Genomic DNA, 26,719 nt, shown 5'->3' with positions numbered 1-26,719 from the left:
CGCGTCAGGCCATCAGCCGCGACAGGTTCCGGATCACGGCCTGCTGGCCGAGCGGGATCTTGAAGCCGTTCTGGCCGTACGACTGCGCGCCGGCCAGCGCCGCGGCCGCGGCGTCGCGGATCGATGCCTCGGTCAGCGGCTTGCCGCGCAGCACGGCCTCGGCATCGGCGGCACGCCACGGCTTGGTGCTCACGCCGCCCAGCGCGATGCGGATGTCGCGCACGCTGCCGCCGTCCATCGCCACGATGACCGCGCTCGACGCCAGCGCGAACTGGTACGACGTGCGGTCGCGCAGCTTCAGGTAGGCAGACCGGCTGCCCGCCATCGGCGCGTCCAGCGTCACGTGGGTGATCAGCTCGTCGGGCTCCAGCGCGTGTTCCTTCCAGGGCGTGTCGCCGGGCAGCAGATGGAAGTCCGCGAACGCGATGTCGCGCTTGCCGCGCGGGCCCTGCACGTGCACGGTGGCGCCGATGGCCACCATCGCCACGCACATGTCCGACGGATGCGCGGCGATGCACTGCGGGCTGCCGCCCAGCACCGCGTGGACGTTGCGGTTCAGGCCCTCGATGGCGGCACAGCCGGACCCCGGCGCGCGCTTGTTGCACGGCGACACCCCGTCGCGAAAGTAGCCGCAGCGCACGCGCTGCATCACGTTGCCGGCCGTGGTGGCCTTGTTGCGGAGCTGCGTGCTGGCGCCGGACAGAATCGCTTCGGACAGCACCGGGTAGTGCCGGGCGACGTGCGCGTGCCGGGCCAGGTCGGTATTGCTGACCATGGCGCCCACGCGCACGCGGCCGTCGGGCAGCGGTTCGATCTGGTCCAGGCCGAGCTTGTGGATGTCCACCACGTGCGCGGGGCGCATGACGTCGAGCTTCATCAGGTCCAGCAGCGTGGTGCCGCCGGCCAGGAAGACCGTGTCGGCGCTGCGCGCGTGCAGCGCGATGGCCTGCTCCACGTCGGCCGCGCGGGCGTATTCGAAGTTGCGCATCACGCCCCCCGCAACTTGCCGCGCGCGTCCTGGATGGCCGCCACGATGTTCTTGTACGCGCCGCAGCGGCAGATGTTGCCGCTCATCGCCTCGCGCACGGCCGCCTCGTCGGCGGGCACGCGCTTGTCCTGCAGGATGCCCACGGCGCTCATCATCTGCCCGGCGGTGCAGTAGCCGCACTGGTAGGCATCGTGGTCCCAGAACGCCTGCTGCACGGGATGCAGCTGGCCGTCGCGCGCCAGGCCCTCCACGGTCGTGATCTCGTCGCCGTCGTGCATGACGGTGACCGACAGGCACGCATTGACCGTGACGCCGTTGACGATCAGCGTGCACGCGCCGCACTGGCCGTGGTCGCAGCCCTTCTTGGTGCCGGTGAGATGAAGCTGGTCGCGCAGCGTATCGAGCAGGATCGCATTGGCCGGCACGGTCAGCCGGTGCGCGGTGCCGTTGACCTTCAGCGTGACGGGATAGCCCTGCGCCTCGCCGGTCAGCGTGGCGGTGGCCGCGTTCGTGGGGTCTTCCATATGTTCTCCTTGTTCTGGAGCGCGTCCACGAGCCCGGCCACATTGCACCAATGTCATGTGCCGGGCAGGGGCAACAGCGTCGGGCGCGCTCTCACTTTATGCGCAACCCCAGCTTTTTCAAGGACGGCTTGCCGCGGCACGGCGCGCGCACCGTCGTGAGGCAAATGTCTTTGCTTGTCTCATCGGATGGGGCTCGCTCGTTCCCGCCGGGACACGGTATTGTCACGCTGATGTGCCTCGTCGGCGGGGCGCGTGTGCCGATGAACGGTCCACCGTGGGCGTGCTAGATTGGCCACCTGCCCCCGCCATGGGGCGCAACCGCGTGGAGCCGGATGTCCATGGATTCATTGATTACCGCCGCGGCGCGGGCGCTGGCCCACGGCGATCCGCTGGGTGCGCTGGATCGCGTTGCGCTGCGTGACGATGCCCCGGCGCTGGCCTTGCGCGGCATCGCCATGTCGCAACTGGGCGACTTTGCGCGCGCCCGGGCGCTGCTGCGCGGAGCGGCGCGGGCGTTTGGTCCGCGCGAGAGCCTGGCGCGGGCGCGTTGCGCGGTGGCCGAGGCCGAGGTGGCGCTGGCCGCGCGTGACCTGGGCTGGCCCGCGCGGGCGCTGGATGCCGCGCGGCGCGTGCTCGACGCCCATGGCGACCACGTCAACGCCGCGCATGCCGGCTACCTGATCGCGCGGCATCACCTCATCACGGGACAACTGGAAGACGCCGAGCGGACGCTGGCGACGCTCGATGCCGCGCCGCTGCCGCCGGCGCTGCGCGCGGTGCACGAACTCGTGGCGGCCGGCATCGCGATTCGCCGCGTGCGGGCCGCCGATGCGCACGCGGCACTGGCCCGGGCGGCGGAGGCCGCGCAGCGGGCCGGCATCCCGGCGCTGGTCGCGGAGGTGGCGGCGGCCGAGCAGGTGCTGCAGGCCCCGGTCGCGCAGCGCGTGGCGCGCGGGCAGGCGCTGCCGCTGCGGCTCGATGCAGTGGAAGCCTGCCTGGCGTCCGATGCGCTGATCGTCGATGCCTGCCGCATGACCGTGCGCCGGCGCGATACCGTGGTGGCCCTGGCGCGCCGGCCGGTGCTGTTCGGGCTGGCGCGCGCGCTGGCGCAAGCGTGGCCGGAGGACGTGCCGCGCGATGCGCTGATCGCCACGGCGTTCCGCATGCGCCATGCCGACGACACGCACCGCGCGCGGCTGCGCGTGGAGATGGGCCGGCTGCGGCAGGCGGTGGCGCCGCTGGCCGGCATCGACGCCACGCCACGCGGCTTTGCGCTGCGGCCGGCGGATGACGCCGAGGTGCTGCTGGTCGTGCCGCCTGCCGACCAGCTTTACGCGCCGGTGCTGGCGTGCCTGGCCGACGGGCAGTCGTGGTCCAGTTCGGCGCTGGCGCTGGCGCTGGGCACCAGCCAGCGCACGGTGCAGCGCGCGCTCGACGCGCTGGCCGCCGCCGGGCAGGTCCAGCCGGTGGGCAGCGGCCGCACGCGGCGCTGGATGACGCCGCCGGCCACCGGATTCGCGACGGCCTTGTTACTCCCCGCGCCGCTGCCTGGCGCGTAGCATGGGTTTCACGTTCACCACGTCAAAGGAAACCGTCATGAAACGCAATGCCGCAGAAATCGTTCAGGAATACGGCCCGTTCCCGGGGGTCGAGCATGTGCACGGGCTGACATTCGATGGCCGGCAGGTCTGGTTCGCGGTGGGCGACAGGCTGCTGGCGCTGGACCCGTCCAGCGGCGCCACCGCGCGCGAGATCGGCGTGCAGGCCGATGCCGGCACCGCGTTCGATGGCCGCTACCTGTTCCAGATCGCCGAGCGCCAGATCCAGAAGATCGATCCGCAGACCGGCAAGGTGGTGGCGACGATCCCGGCGCCGGGCCATGGCAACGATTCGGGCCTGACCTGGGCCGAGGGGTCGCTGTGGGTGGGCCAGTACCGCGACCGCAAGATCCACGAGATCGACCCGGAGACCGGCGCCATCCGTCGCACCATCGAATCGAGCCGCTACGTCACGGGCGTGACGTGGGTCGACGGGCAGCTCTGGCACGGCACCTGGGAAAACGACCAGAGCGAGTTGCGCCGCGTCGACCCGCAGACCGGCAAGGTGCTGGAGGCGCTGGAGATGCCGGCCGGCGTGGGCGTATCGGGGCTGGAATCGGATGGCGCCGACCGCTTCTACTGCGGCGGCGGCAACAGCGGCAAGGTGCGCGCGGTGCGGCGGCCGCGCTAGCCGACCCGGCCCCGCGGTGCGTCAGCGGTCGCTGCGGATCGGGCCGAATTCCACGGGCACCCAGGTGTAGCCCACCTGGTCGCGCCGCACGTGGCCCAGGCCCGGGAACGGCAGGTGCGCGCCGCCCACCCAGAGCTTGTTGCGCGCCGCATCGGCCAGCACGCGCTTGCGCGTCTGCACGGCCTGCTGGCTGTCCACGTCGAACTCGATGGCGATGTTGGGCCGGCGGAACTGCGTGGCGTGGCTGTGGACGATGTCGCCCCAGAGCAGCAGGTTGTCCTTGCCGGCCGTGAACAGGTAGCCGGTGTGGCCCGGCGTGTGGCCCGGCGTGGGCACCGGCTGCACGCCCGGCACCGGCGACTCGCCCGACGCGCCGCGGAACGTGCGGAAACGGTTGGCTGCCTGGTACGGCGCCACGGCATTGCGCGCCATCGCAAAGAACGCCTGGGCGCCCTCGGGCGCGGCGGTGGCCACCGATTCGCTGAGCCAGTAGTCGGCGTCGGCCTGTTCCGCGTAGACCGTCGCGTTCGGGAACACCGGCTTGCCGTCGGCCACGAGGCCGCAGGCGTGGTCGCCGTGCAGGTGGGTCAGGAGCACCGCATCCACCTGTTCGGGGCTGTAGCCGGCCGCGCGCAGGTTCGGCACGATGCCGCCGAGCGTGGGGCCGAAGCAGGCCGCCGCGCCGGTATCCACCAGCACGAGTTGCGTGCCGGTGTGGACCAGGTAGGCGTTGACGGCGGTCTGCATGCCGGGCGTGGAGGCCACGAACATGCGCGCCAGCAGGCTCTGCACCTCGCGCGCGCTCGTGTACTTGAGCACCTTGGGGTCGAGGTCGATGTAGCCGTCGTAGAGGGCCGTGACTTCGAGCTGGCCGACCATCATCCGGTAATAGCCGGGCACTTGCGTCTTCTGCTGGGCGGGCGGGGCGGCATGGGCCACGCCGGACGCCAGCGGCAGTGCCGCGGCGGCGGCCAGCAGCGCAGCGGCCATGGCAGCCCGTGCGCGGGGCTGGCGGATTCGGGGGGCGCGGGGCAGGCGCAGTTCCATCTGGGTTCTCCCTGGGGTCGGATTCGTCAAAGTGCGATGAAACGGAGATGCACGACGCCGCACATTACGCGGATCGACACGACCGGGCAAGTTGGCACTCCGGACAACAGGGCCATACCTTTGGCTGATGCCCCGCACGGCCGCCATGGCAGGGTTCGCTGCCCGGCTTTGTAAAAACCACACACGGCACGGCGCGTGGTGATCGGTGCCACGGGGGCTGGCGCAGTGGCATCGATCTTGCCTGCAGCGTTTGAATCCGCTCCCGCCGCCGCGCGGGAAGCGGGACCATTCGAACGATGATGAAGGAGTCCCCATGTCTGAGAAGCAACCGTTCCTGACGGACGTCAAAACGATTCGCGAGCGTGCCCGGCAACACATCGACGACGGCGCCGTGACCGCCGGGTACAACGCCGAGCGCGACACGGTGATCAAGTTGCTCAACGAGGCGCTGGCCACCGAGATCGTCTGCACGCTGCGCTACCGCCGCCACTATTTCATGGCCAAGGGGCCGAACTCGAAGGGCGTGGCCGAGGAATTCCTGGCCCACTCGAACGAGGAACAGGGCCATGCCGACCAGATTGCCGAGCGCATCGTGCAACTGGGCGGCGAGCCGGACCTGTCGCCCAACACGCTGACCACGCGCAGCCACGCCGAGTACGTGGAAGGCACGTCGCTGTCGGACATGATCAAGGAAAACCTGGTGGCCGAGCGGATCGCCATCGACACGTACCGCGAGATCATCCAGTACCTGGGCGAGAAGGACCCGACGTCGCGCCGGCTGATGGAGAGCATCCTGGCCGTCGAGGAAGAGCACGCCGACGAGATGCTGGACCTGCTGTCGTCGCGCGAGGACGGGCAGAAGAAGTAGGCGGAAGCCAGCGGCCGCCGGAGTCTGGCCGGCAGCCAAGGAGAAAGGCGAGGCCACGGCCTCGCCTTTTTTCGTCGTGGCGCGTGGCGCCGTGGGCCCCGGTCGTCCGTCAGTTAACCGGCTGCGGCTCGGGGAAGCGGTACTTGCCGCCCAGCACTTCCTGGCGCGGGCGATACAGCCGCACCGTGTAGTTCCAGCCTTCGACGATCGGCAGGCAGTTGCTGGCGTTGGCGTCGCAGCCACCGAACTGGATCGTCACGCCGCCGTCGGCATCCTTCTTCGCCGTGAGGTTGTTCAGCGTGTAGGCGTTGGCGGCGTTCTTTTCGAAGTAGCCCTTGGCGTTGTAGACGCTGACCGACCAGAAGCCGTTGACGGGCACGTCCTTGACGTGCAGCCGGTAGACGGTCTTGCCGTCGTTTTTCGGCGGCGTGATGTTCAGGTAGGTGGCGTCCTTGTCCGGGTTGCCGCCCCACGCGGCGGCCGCGCCGATCAGGTGGCGCACCGGGTCCACCTCGCCGCGCTTGCCGAAGGCGCGCTTGAAGTCGGGCACCGTCGACGCCAGCACCAGGATGGCCTCGCGCACCTTCTTCTGGCTGGCCGCGTCCCAGTTCGGCAGTTCCAGTTGGCCGGGCGACTTCTGGGTGACCTGGATGGCGTCCTGCAGCGCGTGCACCTGCCGGACGTCGTCCGGACTGTTCGGGTCAACCAGCGTGCGGATGCCGACCACGGCGTAGCGCGTGCCCACGCTGTCGCGCGTCAGCACGCGCTTGCCGGCGCCGTAGTAGACGGCCGGCACGTAGTGGTCCGCGTTGATGACCTGCAGCGACATGTAGCGCTTGCCCGGATCGGGCATCGTGATCGTGACCGGCCCCGCGTCGAGGTCGAACACGGCCGACGAGTACAGCGTGTCGCGGTTGAGCCGGATCACGGTCTGCCGGTCGATCGACGACGGCTCGCGGCGGTGGTAGATCTTGCCGAGCCCGCCCTGTTTGGCCAGGCTGGCAATGTAGGTATCCGATTCCGCGCGGACGAAGTTGTCGACGGTGACCGGTACCGGATTGGTCGCGGGAGCGGTTGCGTCCTGCGCGTGGGCCATGCCGAAACCGGCCAGGGCCAGGCCCGCGAAGGTATTGACGATCTGCTTTCTGTTCACTGGTTTGCCTTCCACAAAGCGTGGCGCCAGGCCACTTGCGGGGCAAGTATGCGGCAGCGCGGCCGTGCCCGGCATCGCGCGCGAAAGGACTCAGATCGGGCGCCGAAACCTTTTAATTGGCGGGCGCCGCCGGCCGCCTGGCCCGCGGCCCAGCCGGCATCGGACGCATCCGAGCCTGCGCGGTCAGCGTACCGCCGTGCCGGGCTTGCAGTTCTGCACATAGCCGGTGACGCGGCTCTTGCTGAGCATCGGACGCCAGTCGCCGGCGCTGCGGATCTCCACGTCGGTGCCCTGCCGGGCCGCGCGCAGGCTGATCAGGTACGACGTGCCGGCATCGGCGCGATGGCCGTAGCCCACGCGCACGTCGACCTTGCCGGGCTCGGGGTACGCCTGCACGCTGGCGTCGTCGCCGAGCTTCTGCTTCAGGCACAGCACCAGGTCGCCGACGCTGGCGTCGGAGTGCAGCGTGCTGCCGTCCTGCGATTCCAGGTATTCCATGCTGGTGCCGCTGGCGCAGGCCGCCAGCAGCGGGGCGAAGATGGCCGCGATCATGAGTGGCCGGATTCGGTTCATTGAGGCTCCTGTCGTGCATCGGGGGGGGGGCGGAGGCGTCCGCCCCGCGATGCTGCCATGCCCGGGGCCGCGCGGTCAAAGCCGCCGGGCAGGGCCGGGCGCCCGTCAGCCGAACGTGAACGCGTACGCCTGCGCCCCGGCATCCAGGAAGCGGATCTCGAACGTGTGCTCGCCCACGTCGCCGGCCTGGCGCACGAGCTGGTAGAGCCGCGTGGCGGTGACCGCGCCGTTGCCGTTGGCGTCGATGTCGGCACCGTGGCTGGCGCCGGGCGCCTTGCCGTCGATCGTCACCACGAAGCGCACCGCGCGGCCGTCGGCGCCGGGGCCCAGCACCAGGTGCAGGTCGCGCGCCCGGAAGCGGTAGCGGATGCTGCCATCGGCGCGGTCCAGCATGGCCTGCTCGGGGCCCACGGTCCACTGGCCGGTCAGGCCCCACTGGTTCAGCGGCAGGCGGGTGCCCACGTCGTACCGCTGCGATGCATCGGGCCGGATACCGCCCGGCGAGGCGAAGTTCGACGCCTGGCTGTAGCCAACGTACGTCTCGCCCGATCGGACGTTGCGCAGGTCAGGCGCGGCCTGGGCGCCCTGGGCGTCCGGCACCACCACGTCGCGCGACGCGGACGGCTGGCCGGCCTCGGCCAGCAGCGTCTGGATCACGCGCTCGGAGTTGGCGTAGTCGCCCTCGCCGAACTGGTGATGGCGGATGTTGCCGCGCGCATCGACAAAGTAGGCGGCCGGCCAGTAGTTGTTGTCGAACGCGCGCCAGATGCGGAAGTCGCTGTCCAGCGCCACCGGGAAGTTGATCTTGAAATCGCCAATCGCGCGGCGGACGTTCTCCGGGCGCTTTTCGAACGCAAACTCGGGCGTGTGCACGCCGATCACGGTCAGGCCGGGGTACTTGTCGGCCCACGCCCGCAGGTACGGCAGCGTGCGGATGCAGTTGATGCACGAGTACGTCCAGAAGTAGACCAGCGTGACCTTGCCCTGCAGCTGCTGGCGCGTGATGGGCGCGCCGTTGGGCGTGTTGAACCACTGGACGGCGCCGTCCAGCGCCGGCAACTGGCCTTCCACGGGCAGGCGGCTGCCGAAGCCGGCGCTCATGTCGTTGGCCGCCAGCAGCATGCCGGGGCCGGCCTGGGCCACTTCCGGGGCGGCCGGCCGCACCGGCGCGGCGTCCTTGTGCAGCCGCTCGATCAGCGCCTGCTCCAGCCGGGCCGGGCCGCCAATCGACAGCCGCGCCAGCAGGCCGGTATCGGCGCCGATGGCGATGGCCGCCACGCCGCCCAGCACGCCCACGCCCTGGCCGCGGCGCAGCCATTCGCCCGCGCCCATCGACCGCTTCATGGCCGCGAAGAGCCGCCCGCCCACGCCCAGCGCGGCGGCCAGCGACGTCGCCGCGCCGGCCGCGTACGCCACCAGCAGCAGCGAACTCTGCACGCTGGCGCCCTGCAGCGCCGCCGTGGTCAGCACGATGCCGAGGATCGGGCCCGCGCACGGCGCCCAGAGCATGCCCGTGGCCACGCCAAGCAGCAGCGACGCCCACGGCGAGGCACCGGTGCCCGTGCCGTTGCCGGCCAGCCGGTTGCCCAGCGCCACCACCGGCCGCGTCAGCGCATCGGCCAGCCGCGGCACCAGCAGCGACACGCCAAAGACGGCCAGCAGCGCCAGCGCGGCGTAGCGGCCGTACTCGTTGGCGCGTACGGCCCAGGCCCCGCCCACCGACGCCAGCGTGGCCACGGCCGCAAAGGTCAGCGCCATGCCGGCCAGCATCGGCAGGCGGCCGCGCAGGAAGGGCTGGCCGCTGCCGCTCAGCACGAACGGCAGGACGGGCAGGATGCACGGGCTCAGGATGGTGAGCGCGCCGCCCAGGTAGGCAAGGATCAGCAGGGTCATGGTCGGGTCCTCTCGGCAAGGATGTCGGGCCAGCAATCTGGCATGCCCCAATGAGACGCCGCTGATCTACCGTAAATGTGTCGCCGAACGGCAAAGTTGTATGGCTTTGTGGGGCCCGCGCGCCCAGATACATTGCGATACACGGAAACCGGCGGCCGCCCATACAATCACGCCAACAGACGGATCGTTCACATTTCGCCAAGAACAAATTACCAGGGGTGACGCTGATGGAATCGCACGTAGACCACGTTCTGATCGTTGACGACGATCGGGAAATCCGGGAGTTGGTATCCACTTACCTGACCAAGAACGGCCTGCGCGTGACCATGGCGCCCGACGGCCGGCACATGCGCCAGTTCCTGGAGGCCAACACGGTGGACCTGATCGTGCTGGACGTGATGATGCCCGGCGACGACGGCCTGGTGCTCTGCCGTGAACTGCGCGCCGGCAAGCACAAGGCCACGCCGATCCTGATGCTGACCGCCCGCGACGACGAGACCGACCGCATCATCGGCCTGGAAATGGGCGCCGACGACTACCTGACCAAGCCGTTCGCGGCCCGCGAGCTGCTGGCGCGCATCAAGGCCGTGCTGCGCCGCACGCGCATGCTCCCGCCGAACCTGCAGATCACCGAGGCCGGCCAGTTGCTGGCCTTCGGCGACTGGCAGCTGGACACCACGGCGCGCCACCTGATCGACAAGGAAGGCACCATCGTCGCGCTGAGCGGCGCCGAGTACCGGCTGCTGCGCGTGTTCGTCGACCATCCGCAGCGCGTGCTGAACCGCGACCAGCTGCTGAACCTGACGCAGGGCCGCGAGGCCGACATGTTCGAGCGCTCGGTCGACCTGCTGGTCAGCCGGCTGCGGCAGCGGCTCAATGACGACGCCCGCGAGCCGGCCTATATCAAGACCGTGCGCAGCGAGGGCTACGTGTTCTCGATGCCCGTTGAAATCACGGAGGCACGTCAGTGAGCACTCGCCGCCGCTGGCACTGGCCCCATACGCTGGGGTCCCGGCTGTTCCTGATCCTGCTGACGGGGTTGATCGTCGCGCACCTGATGTCGATCGCGGTGCTGTTCTCCGAGCGCTACATGTCGGCCCGGCAGGTGATGCTGGGCACGCTCGAAACCGACGTGGCCACGTCCGTCGCCATCCTCGACCGGATTCCGGCCGCCGAACGGCCGCAGTGGCTGCCGCGCGTGAACCGGGGCAACTACCAGTACATCCTGGGCCCCGGGGCGCGGGGCGTGCCGGAAATGACCCAGCGCGGCAAGGACATCGCCGAGCGGATCATGGAGGCCACGGGCACGCGGTATCCGGTCACGGTGGAATCGATTCCCGGCGACGGCAAGCAGTTGCAGGCGCACCTGACGCTGACCGACGGCAGCCCGCTGACGATCGACGTGCATCCGCGCATGACACCCATCGCCGAATGGCTGCCCTACGTGCTGGTGCTGCAACTGGCCTTGCTGGTGCTGTGCTGCTGGTTCGCCGTGCGGCTGTCGATCCGCCCGCTGGTCGCGCTGGCCGAGGCCGCCGACGCGATGAATCCCAATGTGAAGTCGGCGCCGCTCGACGAGGACGGGCCGACCGAGGTGGCGCGCGCCGCCCGGGCGTTCAACGCGATGCGGGGCCGGATTGCGCACTTCGTGGCCGAGCGCGTGCAGATCCTGGCCGCCATCTCGCATGACCTGCAGACGCCCATCACGCGGATGAAGCTGCGCGCGGAGATGGCCGAGGATTCCGAGGAAAAGCGCAAGATGGTCAACGATCTGAACGAAATCCAGACACTGGTGCGCGAGGGCCTGGCCTACGCCCGCGGCGCCAGCGGCGACGGCGAGCCGCCGTCGCGCGTGGATTTGGGATCGTTCGTCGAAAGCCTCGTCTACGACTACCAGGACACCGGCAAGGACGTGGCGGTGGTGCAGAACGCGGGCGGCGCCATCCTGACGCGGCCCAACGCGCTGCGGCGCGTGCTGACCAACCTGATCGACAACGCCATCAAATACGGCGGCGGGGCGGCGGAAGTCGGCGTCCGCCGCGAACCGGGCGCCGTGGTCATCGCCATCATGGACCGCGGGCCCGGCATCCCCGAAGACAAGCTCGACGCCGTGCTGCAGCCGTTTGTACGGCTGGAAGGCTCGCGCAACCGCGAAACCGGCGGCACCGGACTGGGCCTGGCCATCGCCCACCAGCTCGTGACAGCCGCCGGCGGCTCCCTGAGCCTGCGCAACCGCGATGGCGGCGGCCTGGCAGCGGAAATACGGCTGGCGGCCTAGCTGGGCGGCAGGACGTCTGCCTTTGTTTCGTAGTTCCGGGGGTTGCTCCCCTTTTGCCGCTTGCGCTGGAATTCGGCTGCGAGCTCGGCGTCCCGGTGTCTTGCTCCCCTCTGCCGCCTGCGGGAAAGGGGAGACCACCATCGCTGGAATTCGGCTGCGAGCTCGACATCCCGGTGTCTTGCTCCCCTCTCCCGCCTGCGGGAGAGGGGTCGGGGGAGAGGGCCAGCGGTTCAAATCGCGATGTTGGTCGGCAAGCAGAGCCTCAACGCCCTCACCCCCAGCCCCTCTCCCGCGCTGCGGGAGAGGGGAGACCACCATCGCTGGAATTCGGCTGCGAGCTTGACGTCCCGATGTCTTGCTCCCCTCTCCCGCTTGCGGGAGAGGGGTCGGGGGAGAGGGCCAGCGGTTCAACTTGCGATGTTGGTCGGCAAGCAGAGCCTCAACGCCCTCACCCCCAGCCCCTCTCCCGCGTTGCGGGAGAGGGGAGACCACCATCGCTGGAATTCCGCTGCGAGCTCGACATCCCGGTGTCTTGCTCCCCTCTCCCGCCTGCGGGAGAAGGGTTGGGGGTGAGGGCCAGCGGTTCAAATCGCGATGTTGGCCGCCAAGCAGCGCAACCCCCCAGCCGCGGAGCAAACCGCACTTCCTGACGCCGCGCTCGCTGCGTCATCCCTTCCCAGCCCTCCCAGCAGCACCTCCCACCCGGCCTGCCCAGGCCCGGCCACCCGCCTTCCAGCCGTCCTTCCCCCCTTTTTGTACGCGACTGTATCAACGCGCCGCGACGATACGTGCCCTGACAGAACGGCCGTGAAGTCGCTACGGGCGCGATACGTCGGGCGCCTTAAATACGTTCCGTGGCAGCGCAACGCAACAACGACAAGGCGAAAACGCTGCTTCGGCACAACCCCGACTCATACCGCAAACCGCTATCCAAAAGGAAACCGATCATGTCCAAGACTCTCGCCCAACGCCTCGTCCTCGCCGTTGCCCTCGCTGCCGCCGCTGCTGGCGCACAGGCTTCCGTCCTCGGTGCCCGCGACCCGTTCACCGAAGGCGCCCGTTCCGCCACCGAAGCACGCGACCCGTACACGGAAGGCGCCCGCTCGGTGCAGGAGCCGCGCAGCCCGTACTACGACGGCGCCCGCACGGTAGCCCTGGTCCGCTCGGCTGATCCGTTCCTCGATGGTGCCCGCTCGGTGCAGGACCAGCGTAGCCCCTACTACGATGGCGCCCGCTCGGTCCAGGAACCGCGCAGCCCGTACTACGACGGCGCCCGCACGGTAGCCCTGGTCCGCTCGGCCGATCCGTTCCTCGATGGTGCCCGCTCGGTGCAGGACCAGCGCGACCCGTACTCGGAAGGCGCCCGCTCGGTGCAGGAACCGCGCAGCCCGTACTACGACGGCGCCCACACGGTGGCCGGCATGGACCGCACCGGCGTCTCGGCGCCCCCGGCCCGTAGCGCCGATCCGTACCTCGACGGCGCTTACGCCTGAGGCGGCATCCGCCCCCGATCGACCCTGAAAACCCTGACTCAACCCCTGCAACAGAAGGAAAAGGAAAGCACCATGACCCGCATCGAAAAAGTCCTGTACACCGGCAAGGTCCACGTCACGTCCGGTGGCCGCGACGGATCGGCCCGCAGCAGCGACGGCAAGCTGGATATCCAGCTCTCGCATTTCGCCGGCAAGGGCCAGGGCACGAACCCCGAGCAGCTGCTGGCTGCCGGCTGGTCCGCCTGCTTCATCGGCGCCATCGGCATCGCGGCGTCGAAGGCCAAGGTGCAACTGCCGCAGGACCTGTCGGTGGATACCGAAGTCGACCTCGGCACGGCCGGCGTGGAGTTCCTGCTGCAGGCCCGGCTGCGCGTGCACATTCCCGGCGTGGACCGCGACGTGGCGCGCCAGCTTGTGGAAACGGCGCACCGCACCTGCCCGTACTCGAAGGCCCTGCACGGCAACGTCCACATCGAGACCGAACTGGTCTGACCCGCCCCGCGTGCCCCGTGGCCTGCCCAGGCAGGCGGCGGGGCGCCGACCTTACAGAAAGGCCCCCGAATCATGCGTAACGTACTCCGCGCCATGCTTGCCGCCATCGGCATCGCCGCGATCTATACCTTCGGCACCGGCGCGATTGCCGAAAGCCCGAAAGTGGGCGACCAGGGCGCCGCGCCCGAATTCGTGGGCATCAACAACTGGCTGAACACGACCCCGCTGACCATGCAGCAGTTGCGCGGCAAGGTGGTGCTGGTGGACTTCTGGACCTATGCCTGCGGCAACTGCGTGAACACGCTGCCGTACATCAAGCAGTGGCATGACAAGTACAAGGACCAGGGGCTCGTCGTGGTGGGCGTGCACACGCCCGAGTTTCCGTTCGAGAAATCGACCGAGAACGTGCAGGCGGCGCTGAAGCGGTACGACATCCGCTACCCGGTGGCGCAGGACAACGCCTACGGCACGTGGTCCGCGTATCGCAACCAGTACTGGCCGGCGCTGTACCTGATCGATGCCAACGGCCGCATCGTCTACCAGCACTATGGCGAGGGCCGCTACAAGGAAACCGAGGCCGCCATCCAGAAGCTGCTGGCCGAACGCCGCGCCGCGCCGTAGCGCGGGCCACGGCGCGATGGCAAGGGGCCCTGCGGGGCCCCTTCTTGCGTGGATGCGTGGCTAGCGCGGGCCGTCCAGCAGCACGATGGTCAGCAGCAGCGACGCGTCGCTGAGCGCCTTCACGTCGTGCCGGACGTTGCCGGCCAGGTAGATCAGGTCGCCCGCGCGCAGCCGTTGCGAACCGTGGTCGAGCGCGACCTCGATCTCGCCCTCGATGCACTGGATCGTCAGCGGCCCGGCCACGGCGTGCGGCGGCAACTGCTTGCCGGCCAGCATCACCAGGCGTGCCACTTCCATGTGGGGCGCCTTGAACAGCGCGGTGGTGGGGGTGTTCTTGAGGTTGGCGCCCAGCGGCAGCACGCTGGCGGTCTGGCCGGACGACAGGTGGGGAATCGACATGGTGCTTCGCTCGCTGGGTGGGGATTGGCTGGTTGTACAGCCGCGCCAGGCTGCGCGCGGTAGCTTTCAGTCTATGGCCAAACGATGCCCGCGGCCCAGTGCGAGTGTGGCAAAGGCAGCGTATGTCGACCCGGGGCGGCATCGTCGGCGTGGGGCAGGCGCGGCCACGCCCGGTGGTCGGGCACGGCCGCGCGGGGGGGGGCCTCAGGCGGCGGCGCCGTCGGTGTAGACGTCGACCGTGCGCGCCGGCTCGGCGGACACGCCGCGGCGATCCATGCCCGACAGCGAGCGGTCGTCGTCACGCTCGCGCGTGACCGGCGCAACGTTGCGCGCGCCTTCGCTGTACGGGTCGAACTGGCCGCTGCGGGCGCCATCGGTGTAGACGTCGCGCGTGTCGACGCGGTAGCTGTAGCCGTACAGCTCGCCGGCAGGCGTGCCGCCGCGCGGGGACGCGGCGTGGGCGGCGCCGGCGGTCAGCCCCAGGGCAACGATGGCGGTGAAAAGGTGGAAAGCGGTAACTCTGCGGGACATGGCAACACTCCGTAAAACAGGTAGAAAGGCAACGAGCGCGTTGGCGCGCTCGGGGGGCTATAACGCACGAGCCGTACCACCATCAAACGGCCGCTTGAAGTGCCGGGCATGCCGCTCCCGGGGCCGATCCGGGCCCTCGGTGTCGGGCGATGGCCAACAGCGCGCACGCCGCCTGCCGGGCCGGGGCCGACACCCGCCGCGCCGCCGGGGCGCTGCTAGACTTCGGGCGTCCCCTGTAGCTGTCCGTCCTGACCGTGAACCTTTCCCACCTTGAACGCCAACTCCAGTTCCTGCGCGAGATCGACCGCCTCAAGCGCGTGATCCGCATGACGCCGCTGATCGACCAGTCGCGCCGCGAGAACAGTGCCGAGCACTCGTGGCACCTGGCCATGTACGCGCTGGTGCTGGCCGAGCATGCCGCCGAGCCCGTCGACGTGACCCGCGTGGTGAAGATGCTGCTGCTGCACGACATCGTCGAGATCGACGCCGGCGACGTGCCGTTCCACGACACCGCCGCGCATGCCGCCCAGGCCGCGCGCGAGCAACTGGCCGCCGAGCGGATCTTCGGGATGCTGCCCGACGCCCAGGCCGCCGAGTTCCGCAGCCTGTGGGACGAGTTCGAGGCCGGCCAGAGCGCCGACGCGCGCTTTGCCAAGGCGGTGGACCGCTTCCAGCCGCTGCTGCACAACGCGGCCACGGGCGGCGGATCGTGGGTGGAGATGCAGGTCACTGAGGCGCAGGCCGCAGCGCGTTACCGTCCGCCCATCGAGCGCGGCTCGCCGGTGTTGTGGGAAGAGGCCGCGCGGCTGGTGCGGCAGCACTTTGCCGGCGGCGCCGACCACTGACGCGGCGCCGATCGCCATTTGGCCTACACGGTTGTCAGACCCCGGCCGACTACCGCGCGGGGCGCTTTGGGTGAATAAGTACGCTATGTGACAAACATCCAGAGGTGACCCCATGAGCAAGGACGTACACGTGGTGCCCGCCCCCGAAGGCTGGGCCGTGGAAGAGGCCAGGACCCCGGCGGGCCGGAAGCTGTTCGCCACGCAGGAAGACGCCATCGAGGCGGCCACGGAGCTGGCCCGGCGCAACCAGTCGGAGCTGTTCATCCATGGCCGCGACGGCCAGATCCGCTCGCGCAACTCGTTCGGGCACGATCCCCGGTCGATCAAGGGATAGCTGGCCCGCGCGAATGGGAGGTCGATCATGCAACCGGCTGAACAGGCAGCGCAGTTCCTGCAGCGCCAGCAGTTGCGGCTGGCCACGGCGGAGTCGTGCACGGCGGGGCTGATCGCGTCGCATATCGCTGACGTGCCCGGCTGCGGCGGCACGCTCAAGTGCGCCATCGTCGCGTACTCGCCCGATGCCAAGGAGCAGATCCTGGGCGTCAATCCAGACCTGATCGCGCGCCACGGGCTGACCAGCGAGGCGGTGTCGCTGGCGATGGCGCGCGGCGTGATGCGCATCAGCCAGGCCGACGTGGCGGTGGCCAACACCGGCGTGGCCGACGATGGCGCGCCCGATGGCACACCGGCCGGCACCCAGTGCTTCGCGTGGCTGTTCCGCCTGCCGGGCAAGACCCAGACGGTGCGCGAGTACACCGAGACGCGGCGCTTCAGCGGCAATCGCACGGAAATCCGCAAGGCGGCGTCCGAATGGGCGCTGGAGCGGATTTCGCACTATCATGCGCTCGCCATGGCGGCCGGGCGGCCCTAGTGGCATGGCGCGTGCTTCGTGATGGCAATCCATTGCCGTGGCGGGCGCCACGGCGCACGCTGCGCGCGTGTCCGGAAATTCACCGTTCCGCACAGCAACGGCCGGGCTGACGCGCAAGCGGGCGGCGGGCGGCCGTCGCTATAGTGGAAACCACGCATCACGGGCCCCGGCACCATGCACCAGGCAACGCGCACCCCCACGACCGACATGCCATTCCTCAAACCAAAAATCAGAGCCACGGTCATCTGCGTACGCGCGGGTCAGGTGCTGCTCGTGTCGAAGGACGGCGCGCGCTGGGCGCTGCCGGGCGGGCGGCCGGACAGCCAGGAGCCGCTGATCGACACGGGCCGCCGCGAACTGCGCGAGGAAACCGCGCTGGAGGCCAAGGCGATGACGGCCGCGTTCCAGTTCATCGGGGCGACGACGGTCCACCACGTGTTCGCGGCCACGGTCGGCAAGTCGGCCAACGCCAAGCCGCGCAACGAGATCAAGCACGTGAAATGGACCTCGCCCGACGGGCTGGACCACCTGGACACCAGCCCGACCACGCGGGCCATCGTCTCGCAGTACTTCCTCTGCAACGTCGACTAGGCGCCCCGGGCCGGGCAGATTTTGCACCGGGTGTGCGCGATGCCCGGCACGATCTGCAATCGGCCGGACCGGCACGTGAAGCGGCGTGCCTCGGCTACTTCACCTGGCCGGCCATCTGGCGGGCCATCTCAAGATGGTGGTTCAGCGTGGGCAGCGTCTCGCGCGCGAACGCCTTGACGCCGTCGTCCTTGGTGTCGTCCACGGCCTTCCGGAACAGCGCCACGGCGTCCTGGTGCGCGTCCACGCCAATCTGCTGCGCGTAGGCCCGGTCGAAATCGGCACCCTTGAGCTGCCCGAGCCTGGCGAGCGCCTGTTTGTCGTTGTCCAGCGGGGACGCCGGCACCTGCACGCCCAGGCGCTGCGCGTGCTGCTTGAGCTTGGCCTCCGCCGCGCGATGGTCCTTGAGCATCTGCGCGGCAAACGCCTTCACGGCCGGGCTGCTGGCGCGGCTTTCGGCCAGCGTGCTGGCCTGGATCTCCATCGATCCGGCCAGCGCGGCCTTGCGCAGGAACATGGCGTCGGCGTCGCCGGCCAGCGCGGTGCCGGGTTTGTCGGACAGCGGCGCCGCCTGGGCCGGCGCGGCCAGCATCAGCAGCGATGCCGCGGCGGCCACGCAGCCAAGCCAGGCGCCGCCGGATCGTACATGGCGGGAAAGGCGGGAAAGTTGTGCGCGCATGATCGGCCTCCGCAGATCGTAGGTATCCATGGCACGCAAGACGCAAGGGACATGCCGGTGGCCGCCACGGCGCATGCCCGCCAGACAGGCACGATGCTTGCGCGCGGTTCCGCAGACAGGCTTTCTGGGAGATTGTGATGTCGAGCAAACCACGCACCGGCGGCGACGCCAAGCCCACCGACACGCCCACCAACCCCGGCGTGCGCACCGACCGCCGCGCCGACGAGGTGAAGAGCCGCAGCGCCGATCCGGGCCAGAGCAGCTACGGCGGCTTCCGCAACGAGGACCCGGGTGCCCAGCACCAGGCCGATTCGGGCGCGGCGGAGCCGTCCAGGGGCAAGGACGCGGGCGGCGAGTCCGGCAAGTCCGGCAAGCAGGGCGCGGGGCGGCCATGAGGCGCGGCCCGCCCGATGACCGCTACCTCGACACCCTGCGCCAGCCGCCGCGCGGCTACGGCGGCGATCCGCGCCGCATGGAGCAGATGCGCTACACGGGGCGCGCCGGCTGGGGCATCGACGGTGGCTATCCCAACGAAATCCGCGACGGCGACCGCTACGACGGCGCCGCCGCCTATCGCCCCGGCCGCGGGCTGGGTGGGCCCAAGGGCTACACCCGCAGCGACGAACGGATCCGCGAGGACCTGTGCGAGCGGCTGGCCCATGCGCGCCATGTCGATGTACGCGAAGTGGAGGTGAACGTGACCGATGGATGGGTGAAGCTGACCGGCACTGTGCCGGCACGCCAGCAGAAATACCGGATCGAGGACATCGCCGCGATGGTGTCGGGCGTCAAGGACGTCGAGAACGACATCCGCGTGGTGCCCGGCACGCAGGACACGAGCTGGACCGGCCAGCCCGGCGAACCGGGCCTGACCGGGCAGCCGGGGCAGGCCGACCAGCCCGGCACGGCCGGGCAGAGCGAGGCCGAGCCGACGCCCGAGGAACTGGCCGATCCCGACGCGCCCACCCGGCCCGACGGCAAGCCAGCCTGACACCTGTTACCGGCCCGCGTGGCCGGTGAAGTGGCAGGCGGTGAAGTGGCAGGCCCCCGGGGGACGCCACGGCCCGCGTATCGATATGCCGCGATCTTCGTTCGCGGCGGCCTTCCGTGCGCCTACGCTTGGCAGGCGCAGCCTTTGACGTGTCCGGTACGCCGACCTAGGCTACTCAGGCACGCGCCCCTGCGCGTTCCCGAGGAGACCTCACCATGGACCTGCGGCCCGATCCGACCTTCCATGCATCGCCGCGGCTCGCGATGCAGGCCCCGGCGGAAACCCACGCCTACACGCTGCTGCTGAGCCCCGATGCGTCGCAGCCCGACGCGCTGGCGGTCATCGACGTCAATCCCGCATCGCCGCGCTACGGCCAGGTGGTGCACACGGTACCCATGACGGCCAGGGGCGACGAGCTGCACCACTTCGGCTGGAATGCGTGCTCGTCGGCGCTGTCGCCGCTCACCGGCCACGCCTTCCTGCAGCGCCGCTACCTGGTCATCCCGGGCATGCGCAGCTCGCGCATCTACATCGTCGATACGCGGCCCGACCCCACGCAGGCACGCATCCACAAGGTCATCGAACCCGAGGAAGTGTTCCGCAAGACCGGCTATTCGCGCCCGCACACCGTGCATTGCGGCCCGGATGGCATCTACGTCAGCACGCTGGGCGGCGCCGGCCCCGACGGCACCGACGGCGCGCCGGGCATCTTCATCATGGACTGCGAGACATTCGAGGTGCTGGGCCGCTGGGAGATCGACCGCGGCCCGCAGGACAAGCACTACGACTTCTGGTGGAACCTGCCGCGCGACTACATGGTGTCGAGCGAATGGGCGCTGCCGCCGCAGTTCGAGCGCGGGCTGGTGCCCGAAGACCTGCTGGCCAACCGCTATGGCCACCGGCTGCACTTCTGGGACCTGCGCGCGCGGCGCAACGTGCAGACCATCGACCTTGGCGCGCAGCACCAGATGGCGCTGGAGGTGCGTCCCGCGCACGACCCCGTGCGCGAGTACGGCTTTGTTGGCGTGGTGGTCGACACGACCAACCTGGAAGGCTCGATCTGGACGTGGTGGCGCGAGGGCGGCCAGTTCCATATCGAAAAGACCGCGACGATCCCGCCCGAGCCGGCTGCCGCCGACGACCTGCCGCCACTGCTCAAGGGCTTTGGCGCCGTGCCGCCGCTGGTGACCGATATCGACCTGTCGCTCGACGACCGCTTCCTGTACGTGTCGTGCTGGGGCACGGGCGAGATGCGCCAGTACGACGTCAGCGACCCGCGCAAGCCCCGGCAGACCGGATCGGTGCACGTGGGCGGCATCGTCCGGCGCACGCCGCATCCCGATGGCCAGCCATTCGCGGGCGGCCCGCAGATGGTGGAGATCAGCCGCGACGGGCGGCGCGTGTACTGGACCAATTCGCTCTATTCCACCTGGGACGACCAGTTCTACCCCGACGGCGTGCCCGGCACGCAGGTGATGGCCCATGCCGGCCCCGAGGGCGGGCTGACGCTCGACGACAGGTTTCGCGTGACGTTCCCCGACGGCTATCGCGCGCATCAGATCCGGCTCGAAGGCGGCGACTGCTCGACCGATTCGTTCTGCTACACGTCGGTGCAGGCGCCGGAGCACGCTTGACCGCAAGCTGGGAGCCGGTCGGCCTGTGGGTCGCCGTGGTGGCGAGCGGCCTCTACCATGGCATCAACCCGGCGATGGGCTGGCCGCTGGCCGTCTCCGGCGCGATGCTCGCGCGCAGTGGCCGGCAGTTGCCGGTGTCGCTGGGCTACCTTGGCGTGGGCCACGCGGTGGCCGTGCTCGCGCTCACGCTGCCGTTCGGCCTGCTGGCCGCGCTGGCCGCATGGGCGCCGACGATCCGCATGACGGCGGCGGTGCTGGTGACGGCCTGCGGCGTGGTGCTGCTGTGCCGGCGCCGGCATCCGCGCGTGCTGGCGCGCATCCCGCCGTCGCGGCTGATGCTCTGGTCGTTTGCGGTGGCGCTGGCCCACGGTGCCGGGCTGATGCTCCTGCCGATCTACCTGGGCCTCTGCACCGCGCCCGATGCCGGGCACCAGGCGGCCACCACGCTGGCCTTCGGCAACGCCGGCACCGCGCTGCTGGTGGCGGCCATCCACACCGCCGCGATGCTCGTGGCGGGCGGCGCGCTGGCGTGGCTGGCGTGGCGCTACGTCGGCCCGCAACTGGTCTCGCGCAGCTGGTTCAACCTCGACGCGGTCTGGGCGCTGAGCCTCGTGATCGTGGGCGTGGCGTCGCTGTGGCTGCTGGCCGTGGATCCAGGTGTCTGAGCGATTGGTGTCAGTCGTCGCGTCAGTCGTCGCTCTGATAGCGGCCGTCGAGCTCGTCGTAGCGCGGCTTGCGCACCAGCCGCTGGCGTTCGCCGAACGGGGCGACGATGGCGGGGTCCTCGGTCATCTGGCCCTGGGTCTGCAGCAGGTCCAGCGCCTGCTGCATGCCGCGCACGGCGCCCTGCAACGCGGCGTTGGCGTACAGCACCAGGCCGTAGCCCATCCGCTCCAGCGCGTCGCGGCCCTGCACCGGTGTCTTGCCGCCGATCACGATGTTGATCAGCAGCGGCACGTCGAACAGGCCGGGCAGCCGCTCGATGTCGCGCAGGTCCTCGATGGCCTCCAGGAACAGGATGTCCGCGCCGGCTTCGGCAAACCGGTGGCCCCGGTCGATGGCGTCGTCGATGCCGTGCACGGCCGCCGCATCGGTACGGGCCACGATCAGGAAGTCGGGGTCGTCGCGCGCGTCGGTGGCGGCCCGGATCTTGCCGACCATCTCGCCCGTGCCGATGACCTGCTTGCCGGCAAAGTGGCCGCACTTCTTCGGCATCACCTGGTCTTCGAGCTGGATGGCATCGGCGCCGGCCCGTTCCAGCGTGCGCACCGCGTGGTGCACGTTCAGCGCGTTGCCGAACCCGGTGTCCGCATCCACCAGCAGCGGCAGGTCCACGGCGTCGCGCACGCGGGCGGTGTGCTCGGCGATGTCGCTCAAGCCGATGAAGCCCAGGTCGGGCAGTCCGAACGACATGTTGGTGACGCCCGCGCCGGTCAGGTAGACCGCCTGGAAGCCGAGGTCCTCGATCACGCGCGCGCTCATGGCGTTGAACGCGCCGGGCATCAGCAGCGCCTGGCGCGCCGCCACCTGCTGCCGGAACGCCTGCCGGCGGGCGGAGGCTTTGGAAGTCATGGGGATTCTCCAGTCAGGCGGGACGCCGGCGGCATCCCGATGCAGGCTGAAGATTACACCTTGCCGGGCAACCGGCTAGAGCGCCGCCGGCACCTTGGCGGGGGCGGGCGCAGCCGAGGCGGCGGGCGCCTTGTCCGGGGTGCTGCCATAGGCAAAGTAGCGCGCCTTGGCGCCCTTGCCCCAGTACGCCACGGTGAACTGCTTGCCGTCGCGGGCGTACAGCAGTTCCAGCGTGCCATTGGCGGCCGCCCACTCGGCGTAGGCGTTCTGGGCGTTGGCGTCGGTCTTGCGTTTCGATTCGTAGCGCGCGTCGAGCTTGTGCGTGACGTCGTCCAGCGCGGTGCGGTCGAAGGTCAGCGTCACCAGCGTCACCAGGTCCTGCGCATCGCAGTTGACGACCGCGCGCGTCAGTCCGGGCAGGTTGAATCGTTCGAGGTGGCGCAGCTCGAAGGCGTCGCCGCCGGCCCACGGCGTCTTGCCGGTCTTCTCGCGGTTCGGGCCGGGCGTCAGCCTTGCGCACTGGGTCTTGCCCAGCTCCAGCCCCAGCGGCGCCGCGACGGCGCCCACGGTGGACTGCGCATGGGCCGCGCCGGCCAGGCAGGCCAGGGCCAGCAGGAATACTTGCTTCATGGGATTGCTTCCAGACGATGTCCCGGGATTTTACGGCTTTCCGCGGGCCCGACTTGAGCGCGGCCGGTCAGCCTTCGGTCAGTTGCCGCGCCAGCAGTTGCGCGTGGGGCGTCAGCGCCTGGAAATCGCGCGCGCAGAGATAGAGGCGGCGGGCCGCCCAGGGTTCGGACAGCGGCAGGATGGCCAGCCCGCGCGGCATGGTCTGCGCCAGTGCGTCGGAAACGATCGAGATGCCGATGCCGGCGTCGACCAGCATCGCCACATGCTCGACGTTGCGAAGCTGCACGCGGTAGTGCAGCTGGCGCCCCAGCCGCGCGGCGCGCTCGGCCAGGTGCGATTCCAGCGCCGTGTCGGCCACGCCGACGATCGGCTCGCCCACGATGTCCGCAAACGCCACCGTTTCCTGCGTGGCAATCGGATGCATGTGGCCGGCCACGACCACGAGCTGGTCCTGGGCGATGCGGTGGGTCTGGAGCGTCGAGACATCGGTGATGTCGGCGACGATGCCCAGGTCGGCGCGGCCCTCGGCCAGCGCCTGGACGATCTCCGCGCTCGGACGCTCGCCCAGGTCGACTGACAGGTCCGGATGGGCGGCCAGAAAGCGGCACAGGTGGGGCGGCAGGAAGGCGGCCAGCGCGGCGGTATTCGACAGCAGCCGTATGCGGCCCTTGAGGCCCGTGGCGTAGTGGCGCAGTTCGCCGCGCATCTGCTCCACCTGGCCCAGGATCGAGCGCGCGTGGCGCACCAGCGCCTCGCCTGCCGCGGTGGGCCGCACGCCGCGCCGGTTGCGTTCCAGCAGCGGCGCGCCCAGCGCGGCCTCCATGCCGGCGATGCGCTCGCTGACGGACGCCACCGCAAGGTGCATCGCGCGGGCGCCGTGGGTCAGGCTGCCGCATTCCACGACGCTCAGGAACAGCCGCATGTCGGTCAGGTCGAAACGCACCGCAACGCCCCTCTGCTTTCGGATGCGCCGAAGTCTAGCACCGGAAATGCCAGATTGCGGACCGGGCCGCCGGTGCATAGCATTCCGTCCATGGATCCGATACTGATGGTTTTTGGCGCTGGATTTGTGGCTGGCGCGATGAACGCCCTGGCTGGCGGCGGCTCGTTCGTCAGCCTGCCGGCGATGATCGCCGCCGGGGTGCCACCGGTTCAGGCGAACACGTCCAGCACCGTGGCGCTGTTCCCGGGCGGGCTCGCCAGCGCGTGGGCCTATCGCGACGGGCTGGGCCCGGTGGGCGCCGTGTCGCTGCGGGCGCTGCTGGTGGCCACGCTGTGCGGCGGGCTGGCCGGGGCGCTGCTGCTGTTGCGCACGCCATCGGCCGCGTTCACGTTCGTGCTGCCGTGGCTGCTGCTGGTGGCCTGTGTGGCGCTGGCGTTCGGGCGCCAACTGGGCGAGGCGCTGCGCAGGCGCTGCCATGTCCACGCCAATGCCGTGCTGGCCGTGCAGTTTGCGCTGGGCGTCTACGGCGGCTATTTCGGCGGGGCCGTCGGCATCATGATGATCGCCATGTGGGGCCTGCTGGACAGCCGCGACATCAAGCGGCTCAACGCCCCGCGCACGCTGATGGTCAGCGCCGCCAACGCGGTGGCCGTGATCGCCTTTATCGTGGCGGGAGCCGTGCGCTGGCCAGAGACGCTGGCGATGCTGATCGGCGCCGTGCTGGGCGGCTACGGCGGCGCGCTGCTCGGCAAGCTCACGCCGCCGCGCGTGGTGCGGGCCGGCACGCTGCTGGCCACGTCGTGCATCACGCTGGCGTTTTTCGTCAAGACCTACGGGCCGGGCATTTTCCGGTAGCGCCCCCCGCCGGATCGGTCAGACCGCGTCCGTGGCGATGGCGGCATCCAGCATGGCGATGGTCAGCCCCACCAGCAGTGCCACCGCCGACGCAATGAACCAGCGCACGGTCTTGCGGTACTCCGGGATGCTGTCGTCTTCCAGCCGCAGCGCGCGAAACAGGGCCAGGATCTGCAGCGCCACCGCGACGATCAGGCACAGCGCGGCCAGCAGCGCGCTGGCGCCCCAGTGGCCGGGACTCTCGAACCCCCAGAAACGCCAGAACGCCAGCGAAAAGCCCAACAGCACCGTGATGGCCGTGATGATGCCCTGCCGGAAGCCCGACGGGACGCCGGACGGCGGCGCAGGCGGTGGCGGGTGCGGCCCATCCGGCGTCGGCATCGGCGCGCTCAACCGGCGGCCCCCGGCATCTGCACCATGGCCAGCGTGGCGATATTGCCGCCGATCACGCGGCTGGCGTGGCCCTTGCCGTGCGTGTCCTCCAGCAGCAGTGCGTTGCCCGGTACCAGCGCGCGGCGCTCGCCGTCCGATGCCTCGAACTCCATCTCGCCATCAAGCACGAAGATCCACATGCGCACCGGCGCGGGATGGAACTGGCCGACCCAGCCGGTGGGGATGACCAGGAAACCCTGCCGCTCGGCCGGGTCCAGGCGCGAGACGCGGAACGCTGGCGCCGGCGGGGCGAAGTCGCGCTCGTGCATGTCGAACGACAGCGCGCCGAAATGCGATTCGCCGGCGTCGTCGCTGTAGAGGCGCCCGAAGGCCAGCGTCGAATGGCTGACGGGCGGGTCGGTGGAGGTGGCGTCGGCCATGGCAGGGCTCCGGTCCGCGTGGCGATCTACCCAGTCTAGTCGCGGCCCGGCTGCCGGCCTAGCCCTGCACGCGCCGCGCGATGGCGCGCTCGAACCAGTCGTCGAGCATGGCTTTCTCGTAGCGCAGCGGGTCGCTGGGGCCGTACAGGTTGACGCCCCAGTTGAAGTGCATGTTGTGGATGCGTTCCTCGCGCGTGGCCAGCGTCTCGTCGCCGTGCGTCAGCACGTAGCGCAGCGTCATGCGCGGCCACGTGGCGTCGCGCACGATGCGCAGGCCGCTTGGGTAGCGCCAGTCGACGTAGCCGGCCAGGTCGATGTCCAGCACCTCGATCGACAGCGCGTAGCCGGGCGGCAGCCCACGGGCGGCCAGCTTCTGCAGGTGCTGGCGGATCGCCTGCAGCACCTGCGCGTCGCTGCCGTAGCCGGCGTGGCGCGAGGCGTCCTGGTACGTGTCGGGATGCAGGAACGTGACGGTCAGCGCGCTCGGCGGCTCGGCCGCCAGGGCGCCGCCCATGGTGGCCAGCATGGCAACGAGCGGCGCGCCGGCCAGCCGGATGGAGAAGCGCCAGGGAAGGCGCAAGGGAAAGCGAGACATGGCACCCCGCCGCGAAAACGCCCGGCTGCACCGCTGGCACGGCACGGCTTCCAGCCGGTGAAGCGCGTGGCCTGCTTCAGCTTAGTACACGGCGCAGCGGTTATGATCGGACCCTTCGCACGATGGAGACCGAGCATGACGCAAGCCCAACAGTATCTGCAGGAAGCCATCCGCCTGGCGCGCGCCAACATGGAGGCGGGCGGCCGCCCGTTCGGCGCCGTGATCGTCCGCGATGGCCAAGTCATCGCCACGGCCGTCAATGAGATCCACAAGACCCAGGACCCGACGTCGCACGCCGAGCTGAACGCCATCCGCGCCGCCAGCCACAAGCTTGGCAGCCCCAGCCTGGCCGGCTGCGCGGTCTACGCCAGCGGCCACCCGTGCCCGATGTGCATGGCGGCGATGCGGCTGGCCGGCGTGACCGAGGTGGCCTACGCCTATTCGAACGACGATGGCGAGCCGTTCGGGCTGTCCACGGCGGCCATCTACGCCGACCTGGCCCGGCCCTTCGCCGAGCAGTCGATGACCATCCAGTACCTGCCCGTGCGGCAGCAGGGCGAGCCCGACCTGTACGAGGCCTGGCAGCAGCGGCAGCGCTGACATCCGCCGCGCCGC

The 26,719-nt window shown here is 70.2% G+C and carries 33 protein-coding genes; 18 read left to right on the top strand and 15 right to left on the bottom strand.

The window, feature by feature from the left end:
* Window positions 1-4 precede the first annotated feature (4 nt).
* Window positions 5-988 carry an FAD binding domain-containing protein gene (locus EHF44_RS21440; protein ID WP_124685723.1) on the bottom strand — a complete coding sequence of 328 codons (984 nt, stop codon included), beginning with the start codon at window positions 986-988 and terminating at the stop codon, window positions 5-7.
* Entirely contained in the window at window positions 988-1,512 is a 525-nt protein-coding gene (locus EHF44_RS21435; protein ID WP_216644007.1) for a (2Fe-2S)-binding protein, read from the bottom strand. Before EHF44_RS21435 ends, EHF44_RS21440 begins: the two co-directional genes overlap by 1 nt.
* Before the next feature lie 338 nt (window positions 1,513-1,850).
* On the opposite strand from EHF44_RS21435, the gene EHF44_RS21430 reads away from it, so the two are divergent.
* Entirely contained in the window at window positions 1,851-3,071 is a 1,221-nt protein-coding gene (locus EHF44_RS21430) for a helix-turn-helix domain-containing protein (RefSeq protein ID WP_124685721.1), read from the top strand.
* A 37-nt stretch (window positions 3,072-3,108) separates the two neighbouring features.
* Window positions 3,109-3,741, top strand: coding sequence for a Vgb family protein (locus EHF44_RS21425; protein ID WP_124685720.1), 633 nt, complete (start codon window positions 3,109-3,111; stop codon window positions 3,739-3,741).
* A gap of 21 nt (window positions 3,742-3,762) precedes the next feature.
* On the opposite strand, the gene EHF44_RS21420 is transcribed toward EHF44_RS21425, so the two are convergent.
* Complete coding sequence (locus EHF44_RS21420) at window positions 3,763-4,788, bottom strand: MBL fold metallo-hydrolase (RefSeq protein ID WP_124685719.1); 1,026 nt, start codon at window positions 4,786-4,788, stop codon at window positions 3,763-3,765.
* A 313-nt stretch (window positions 4,789-5,101) separates the two neighbouring features.
* On the opposite strand from EHF44_RS21420, the gene EHF44_RS21415 reads away from it, so the two are divergent.
* Window positions 5,102-5,656 (top strand): ferritin-like domain-containing protein, encoded by a 555-nt coding sequence (locus EHF44_RS21415; RefSeq protein ID WP_124685718.1) that lies wholly within the window; start codon window positions 5,102-5,104, stop codon window positions 5,654-5,656.
* A 109-nt stretch (window positions 5,657-5,765) separates the two neighbouring features.
* Here the strand turns inward: EHF44_RS21415 and EHF44_RS21410 are convergent, their stop codons facing one another.
* The 3 genes from EHF44_RS21410 to EHF44_RS21400 form a co-directional block, all read right to left on the bottom strand.
* Window positions 5,766-6,809: a DUF1254 domain-containing protein gene (locus EHF44_RS21410; RefSeq protein ID WP_423194005.1), complete on the bottom strand. Its 1,044-nt coding sequence runs from the start codon at window positions 6,807-6,809 to the stop codon at window positions 5,766-5,768.
* Window positions 6,810-6,992: 183 nt separating this feature from the next.
* Complete coding sequence (locus EHF44_RS21405) at window positions 6,993-7,382, bottom strand: hypothetical protein (protein WP_124685717.1); 390 nt, start codon at window positions 7,380-7,382, stop codon at window positions 6,993-6,995.
* 105 nt (window positions 7,383-7,487) lie between these two features.
* Window positions 7,488-9,275, bottom strand: a complete 1,788-nt coding sequence (locus EHF44_RS21400; protein WP_124685716.1) for a cytochrome c biogenesis protein DipZ — start codon at window positions 9,273-9,275, stop codon at window positions 7,488-7,490.
* A 227-nt stretch (window positions 9,276-9,502) separates the two neighbouring features.
* On the opposite strand from EHF44_RS21400, the gene EHF44_RS21395 reads away from it, so the two are divergent.
* From EHF44_RS21395 to EHF44_RS21375, 5 genes are all read left to right on the top strand, one after another.
* Window positions 9,503-10,246: a response regulator gene (locus EHF44_RS21395; RefSeq protein WP_124685715.1), complete on the top strand. Its 744-nt coding sequence runs from the start codon at window positions 9,503-9,505 to the stop codon at window positions 10,244-10,246.
* Window positions 10,243-11,553 (top strand): ATP-binding protein, encoded by a 1,311-nt coding sequence (locus EHF44_RS21390; protein ID WP_216644006.1) that lies wholly within the window; start codon window positions 10,243-10,245, stop codon window positions 11,551-11,553. The genes EHF44_RS21395 and EHF44_RS21390 overlap by 4 nt, the downstream gene beginning before the upstream one ends.
* 947 nt (window positions 11,554-12,500) lie before the next feature.
* Window positions 12,501-13,046: a copper resistance protein CopQ gene (locus EHF44_RS21385; protein ID WP_124685714.1), complete on the top strand. Its 546-nt coding sequence runs from the start codon at window positions 12,501-12,503 to the stop codon at window positions 13,044-13,046.
* 72 nt (window positions 13,047-13,118) lie between these two features.
* Complete coding sequence (locus EHF44_RS21380; protein ID WP_124685713.1) at window positions 13,119-13,538, top strand: organic hydroperoxide resistance protein; 420 nt, start codon at window positions 13,119-13,121, stop codon at window positions 13,536-13,538.
* 72 nt (window positions 13,539-13,610) lie between these two features.
* A complete protein-coding gene (locus EHF44_RS21375; protein ID WP_124685712.1) occupies window positions 13,611-14,159 on the top strand; it encodes a thioredoxin family protein in 549 nt (182 codons plus the stop codon).
* Between the two features lie 60 nt (window positions 14,160-14,219).
* Here EHF44_RS21375 and EHF44_RS21370 read toward each other — a convergent pair whose 3' ends face one another.
* Together EHF44_RS21370 and EHF44_RS21365 are read right to left on the bottom strand one after the other, a co-directional pair.
* A complete protein-coding gene (locus tag EHF44_RS21370) occupies window positions 14,220-14,558 on the bottom strand; it encodes a cupin domain-containing protein (protein WP_124685711.1) in 339 nt (112 codons plus the stop codon).
* A gap of 204 nt (window positions 14,559-14,762) precedes the next feature.
* Window positions 14,763-15,089 (bottom strand): hypothetical protein, encoded by a 327-nt coding sequence (locus EHF44_RS21365; RefSeq protein ID WP_124685710.1) that lies wholly within the window; start codon window positions 15,087-15,089, stop codon window positions 14,763-14,765.
* 254 nt (window positions 15,090-15,343) lie between these two features.
* On the opposite strand from EHF44_RS21365, the gene EHF44_RS21360 reads away from it, so the two are divergent.
* The 4 genes from EHF44_RS21360 (at window position 15,344) to EHF44_RS21345 (ending at window position 17,396) form a co-directional block, all read left to right on the top strand.
* Window positions 15,344-15,934, top strand: coding sequence for an HD domain-containing protein (locus EHF44_RS21360; RefSeq protein WP_124685709.1), 591 nt, complete (start codon window positions 15,344-15,346; stop codon window positions 15,932-15,934).
* A gap of 112 nt (window positions 15,935-16,046) precedes the next feature.
* The gene (locus EHF44_RS21355; RefSeq protein WP_124685708.1) at window positions 16,047-16,268 is read left to right on the top strand and encodes a DUF2188 domain-containing protein; all 222 of its coding nucleotides are present in this window, start codon (window positions 16,047-16,049) and stop codon (window positions 16,266-16,268) included.
* A 27-nt stretch (window positions 16,269-16,295) separates the two neighbouring features.
* Window positions 16,296-16,805 (top strand): CinA family protein, encoded by a 510-nt coding sequence (locus tag EHF44_RS21350; RefSeq protein ID WP_124685707.1) that lies wholly within the window; start codon window positions 16,296-16,298, stop codon window positions 16,803-16,805.
* 207 nt (window positions 16,806-17,012) lie between these two features.
* Complete coding sequence (locus tag EHF44_RS21345; RefSeq protein WP_124685706.1) at window positions 17,013-17,396, top strand: NUDIX hydrolase; 384 nt, start codon at window positions 17,013-17,015, stop codon at window positions 17,394-17,396.
* 94 nt (window positions 17,397-17,490) lie between these two features.
* Here the strand turns inward: EHF44_RS21345 and EHF44_RS21340 are convergent, their stop codons facing one another.
* Window positions 17,491-18,072: a DUF4142 domain-containing protein gene (locus EHF44_RS21340; protein ID WP_124685705.1), complete on the bottom strand. Its 582-nt coding sequence runs from the start codon at window positions 18,070-18,072 to the stop codon at window positions 17,491-17,493.
* 137 nt (window positions 18,073-18,209) lie between these two features.
* Between EHF44_RS21340 and EHF44_RS21335 the strand changes: the two genes are divergently transcribed.
* The 4 genes from EHF44_RS21335 to EHF44_RS21320 all read left to right on the top strand — a co-directional run bounded on the left by EHF44_RS21335 (window position 18,210) and on the right by EHF44_RS21320 (window position 21,362).
* A complete protein-coding gene (locus tag EHF44_RS21335) occupies window positions 18,210-18,467 on the top strand; it encodes a hypothetical protein (RefSeq protein WP_124685704.1) in 258 nt (85 codons plus the stop codon).
* Complete coding sequence (locus EHF44_RS28995) at window positions 18,464-19,063, top strand: BON domain-containing protein (RefSeq protein ID WP_124685703.1); 600 nt, start codon at window positions 18,464-18,466, stop codon at window positions 19,061-19,063. The genes EHF44_RS21335 and EHF44_RS28995 overlap by 4 nt, the downstream gene beginning before the upstream one ends.
* Before the next feature lie 215 nt (window positions 19,064-19,278).
* Window positions 19,279-20,697, top strand: coding sequence for a selenium-binding protein SBP56-related protein (locus EHF44_RS21325; RefSeq protein ID WP_124685702.1), 1,419 nt, complete (start codon window positions 19,279-19,281; stop codon window positions 20,695-20,697).
* 74 nt (window positions 20,698-20,771) lie between these two features.
* A complete protein-coding gene (locus EHF44_RS21320; RefSeq protein WP_253700348.1) occupies window positions 20,772-21,362 on the top strand; it encodes a hypothetical protein in 591 nt (196 codons plus the stop codon).
* Window positions 21,363-21,384: 22 nt separating this feature from the next.
* Here the strand turns inward: EHF44_RS21320 and EHF44_RS21315 are convergent, their stop codons facing one another.
* From EHF44_RS21315 to EHF44_RS21305, 3 genes are all read right to left on the bottom strand, one after another.
* Window positions 21,385-22,269 (bottom strand): isocitrate lyase/PEP mutase family protein, encoded by an 885-nt coding sequence (locus tag EHF44_RS21315; protein ID WP_124685700.1) that lies wholly within the window; start codon window positions 22,267-22,269, stop codon window positions 21,385-21,387.
* 75 nt (window positions 22,270-22,344) lie between these two features.
* Window positions 22,345-22,899 (bottom strand): hypothetical protein, encoded by a 555-nt coding sequence (locus tag EHF44_RS21310; protein WP_124685699.1) that lies wholly within the window; start codon window positions 22,897-22,899, stop codon window positions 22,345-22,347.
* Between the two features lie 67 nt (window positions 22,900-22,966).
* Window positions 22,967-23,842, bottom strand: a complete 876-nt coding sequence (locus tag EHF44_RS21305; RefSeq protein ID WP_172966150.1) for a LysR family transcriptional regulator — start codon at window positions 23,840-23,842, stop codon at window positions 22,967-22,969.
* 90 nt (window positions 23,843-23,932) lie between these two features.
* Between EHF44_RS21305 and EHF44_RS21300 the strand changes: the two genes are divergently transcribed.
* The gene (locus tag EHF44_RS21300) at window positions 23,933-24,697 is read left to right on the top strand and encodes a sulfite exporter TauE/SafE family protein (RefSeq protein WP_124685697.1); all 765 of its coding nucleotides are present in this window, start codon (window positions 23,933-23,935) and stop codon (window positions 24,695-24,697) included.
* A gap of 18 nt (window positions 24,698-24,715) precedes the next feature.
* Here EHF44_RS21300 and EHF44_RS21295 read toward each other — a convergent pair whose 3' ends face one another.
* The 3 genes from EHF44_RS21295 to EHF44_RS21285 are packed head-to-tail and all read right to left on the bottom strand — an operon-like array spanning window position 24,716 to window position 26,104.
* The gene (locus EHF44_RS21295) at window positions 24,716-25,078 is read right to left on the bottom strand and encodes a hypothetical protein (RefSeq protein ID WP_124685696.1); all 363 of its coding nucleotides are present in this window, start codon (window positions 25,076-25,078) and stop codon (window positions 24,716-24,718) included.
* Window positions 25,079-25,086: 8 nt separating this feature from the next.
* Window positions 25,087-25,509: a cupin domain-containing protein gene (locus tag EHF44_RS21290; RefSeq protein ID WP_124685695.1), complete on the bottom strand. Its 423-nt coding sequence runs from the start codon at window positions 25,507-25,509 to the stop codon at window positions 25,087-25,089.
* 58 nt (window positions 25,510-25,567) lie between these two features.
* Window positions 25,568-26,104 carry a DUF3016 domain-containing protein gene (locus tag EHF44_RS21285; RefSeq protein ID WP_124685694.1) on the bottom strand — a complete coding sequence of 179 codons (537 nt, stop codon included), beginning with the start codon at window positions 26,102-26,104 and terminating at the stop codon, window positions 25,568-25,570.
* 135 nt (window positions 26,105-26,239) lie between these two features.
* On the opposite strand from EHF44_RS21285, the gene EHF44_RS21280 reads away from it, so the two are divergent.
* A complete protein-coding gene (locus EHF44_RS21280) occupies window positions 26,240-26,704 on the top strand; it encodes a nucleoside deaminase (RefSeq protein WP_124685693.1) in 465 nt (154 codons plus the stop codon).
* Window positions 26,705-26,719 lie beyond the last annotated feature (15 nt).

This window comes from Cupriavidus pauculus (assembly GCF_003854935.1).
In the GTDB taxonomy this organism is placed as follows: domain Bacteria; phylum Pseudomonadota; class Gammaproteobacteria; order Burkholderiales; family Burkholderiaceae; genus Cupriavidus; species Cupriavidus pauculus_C.
This window is presented reverse-complemented; position numbering and strand designations above follow the sequence as displayed.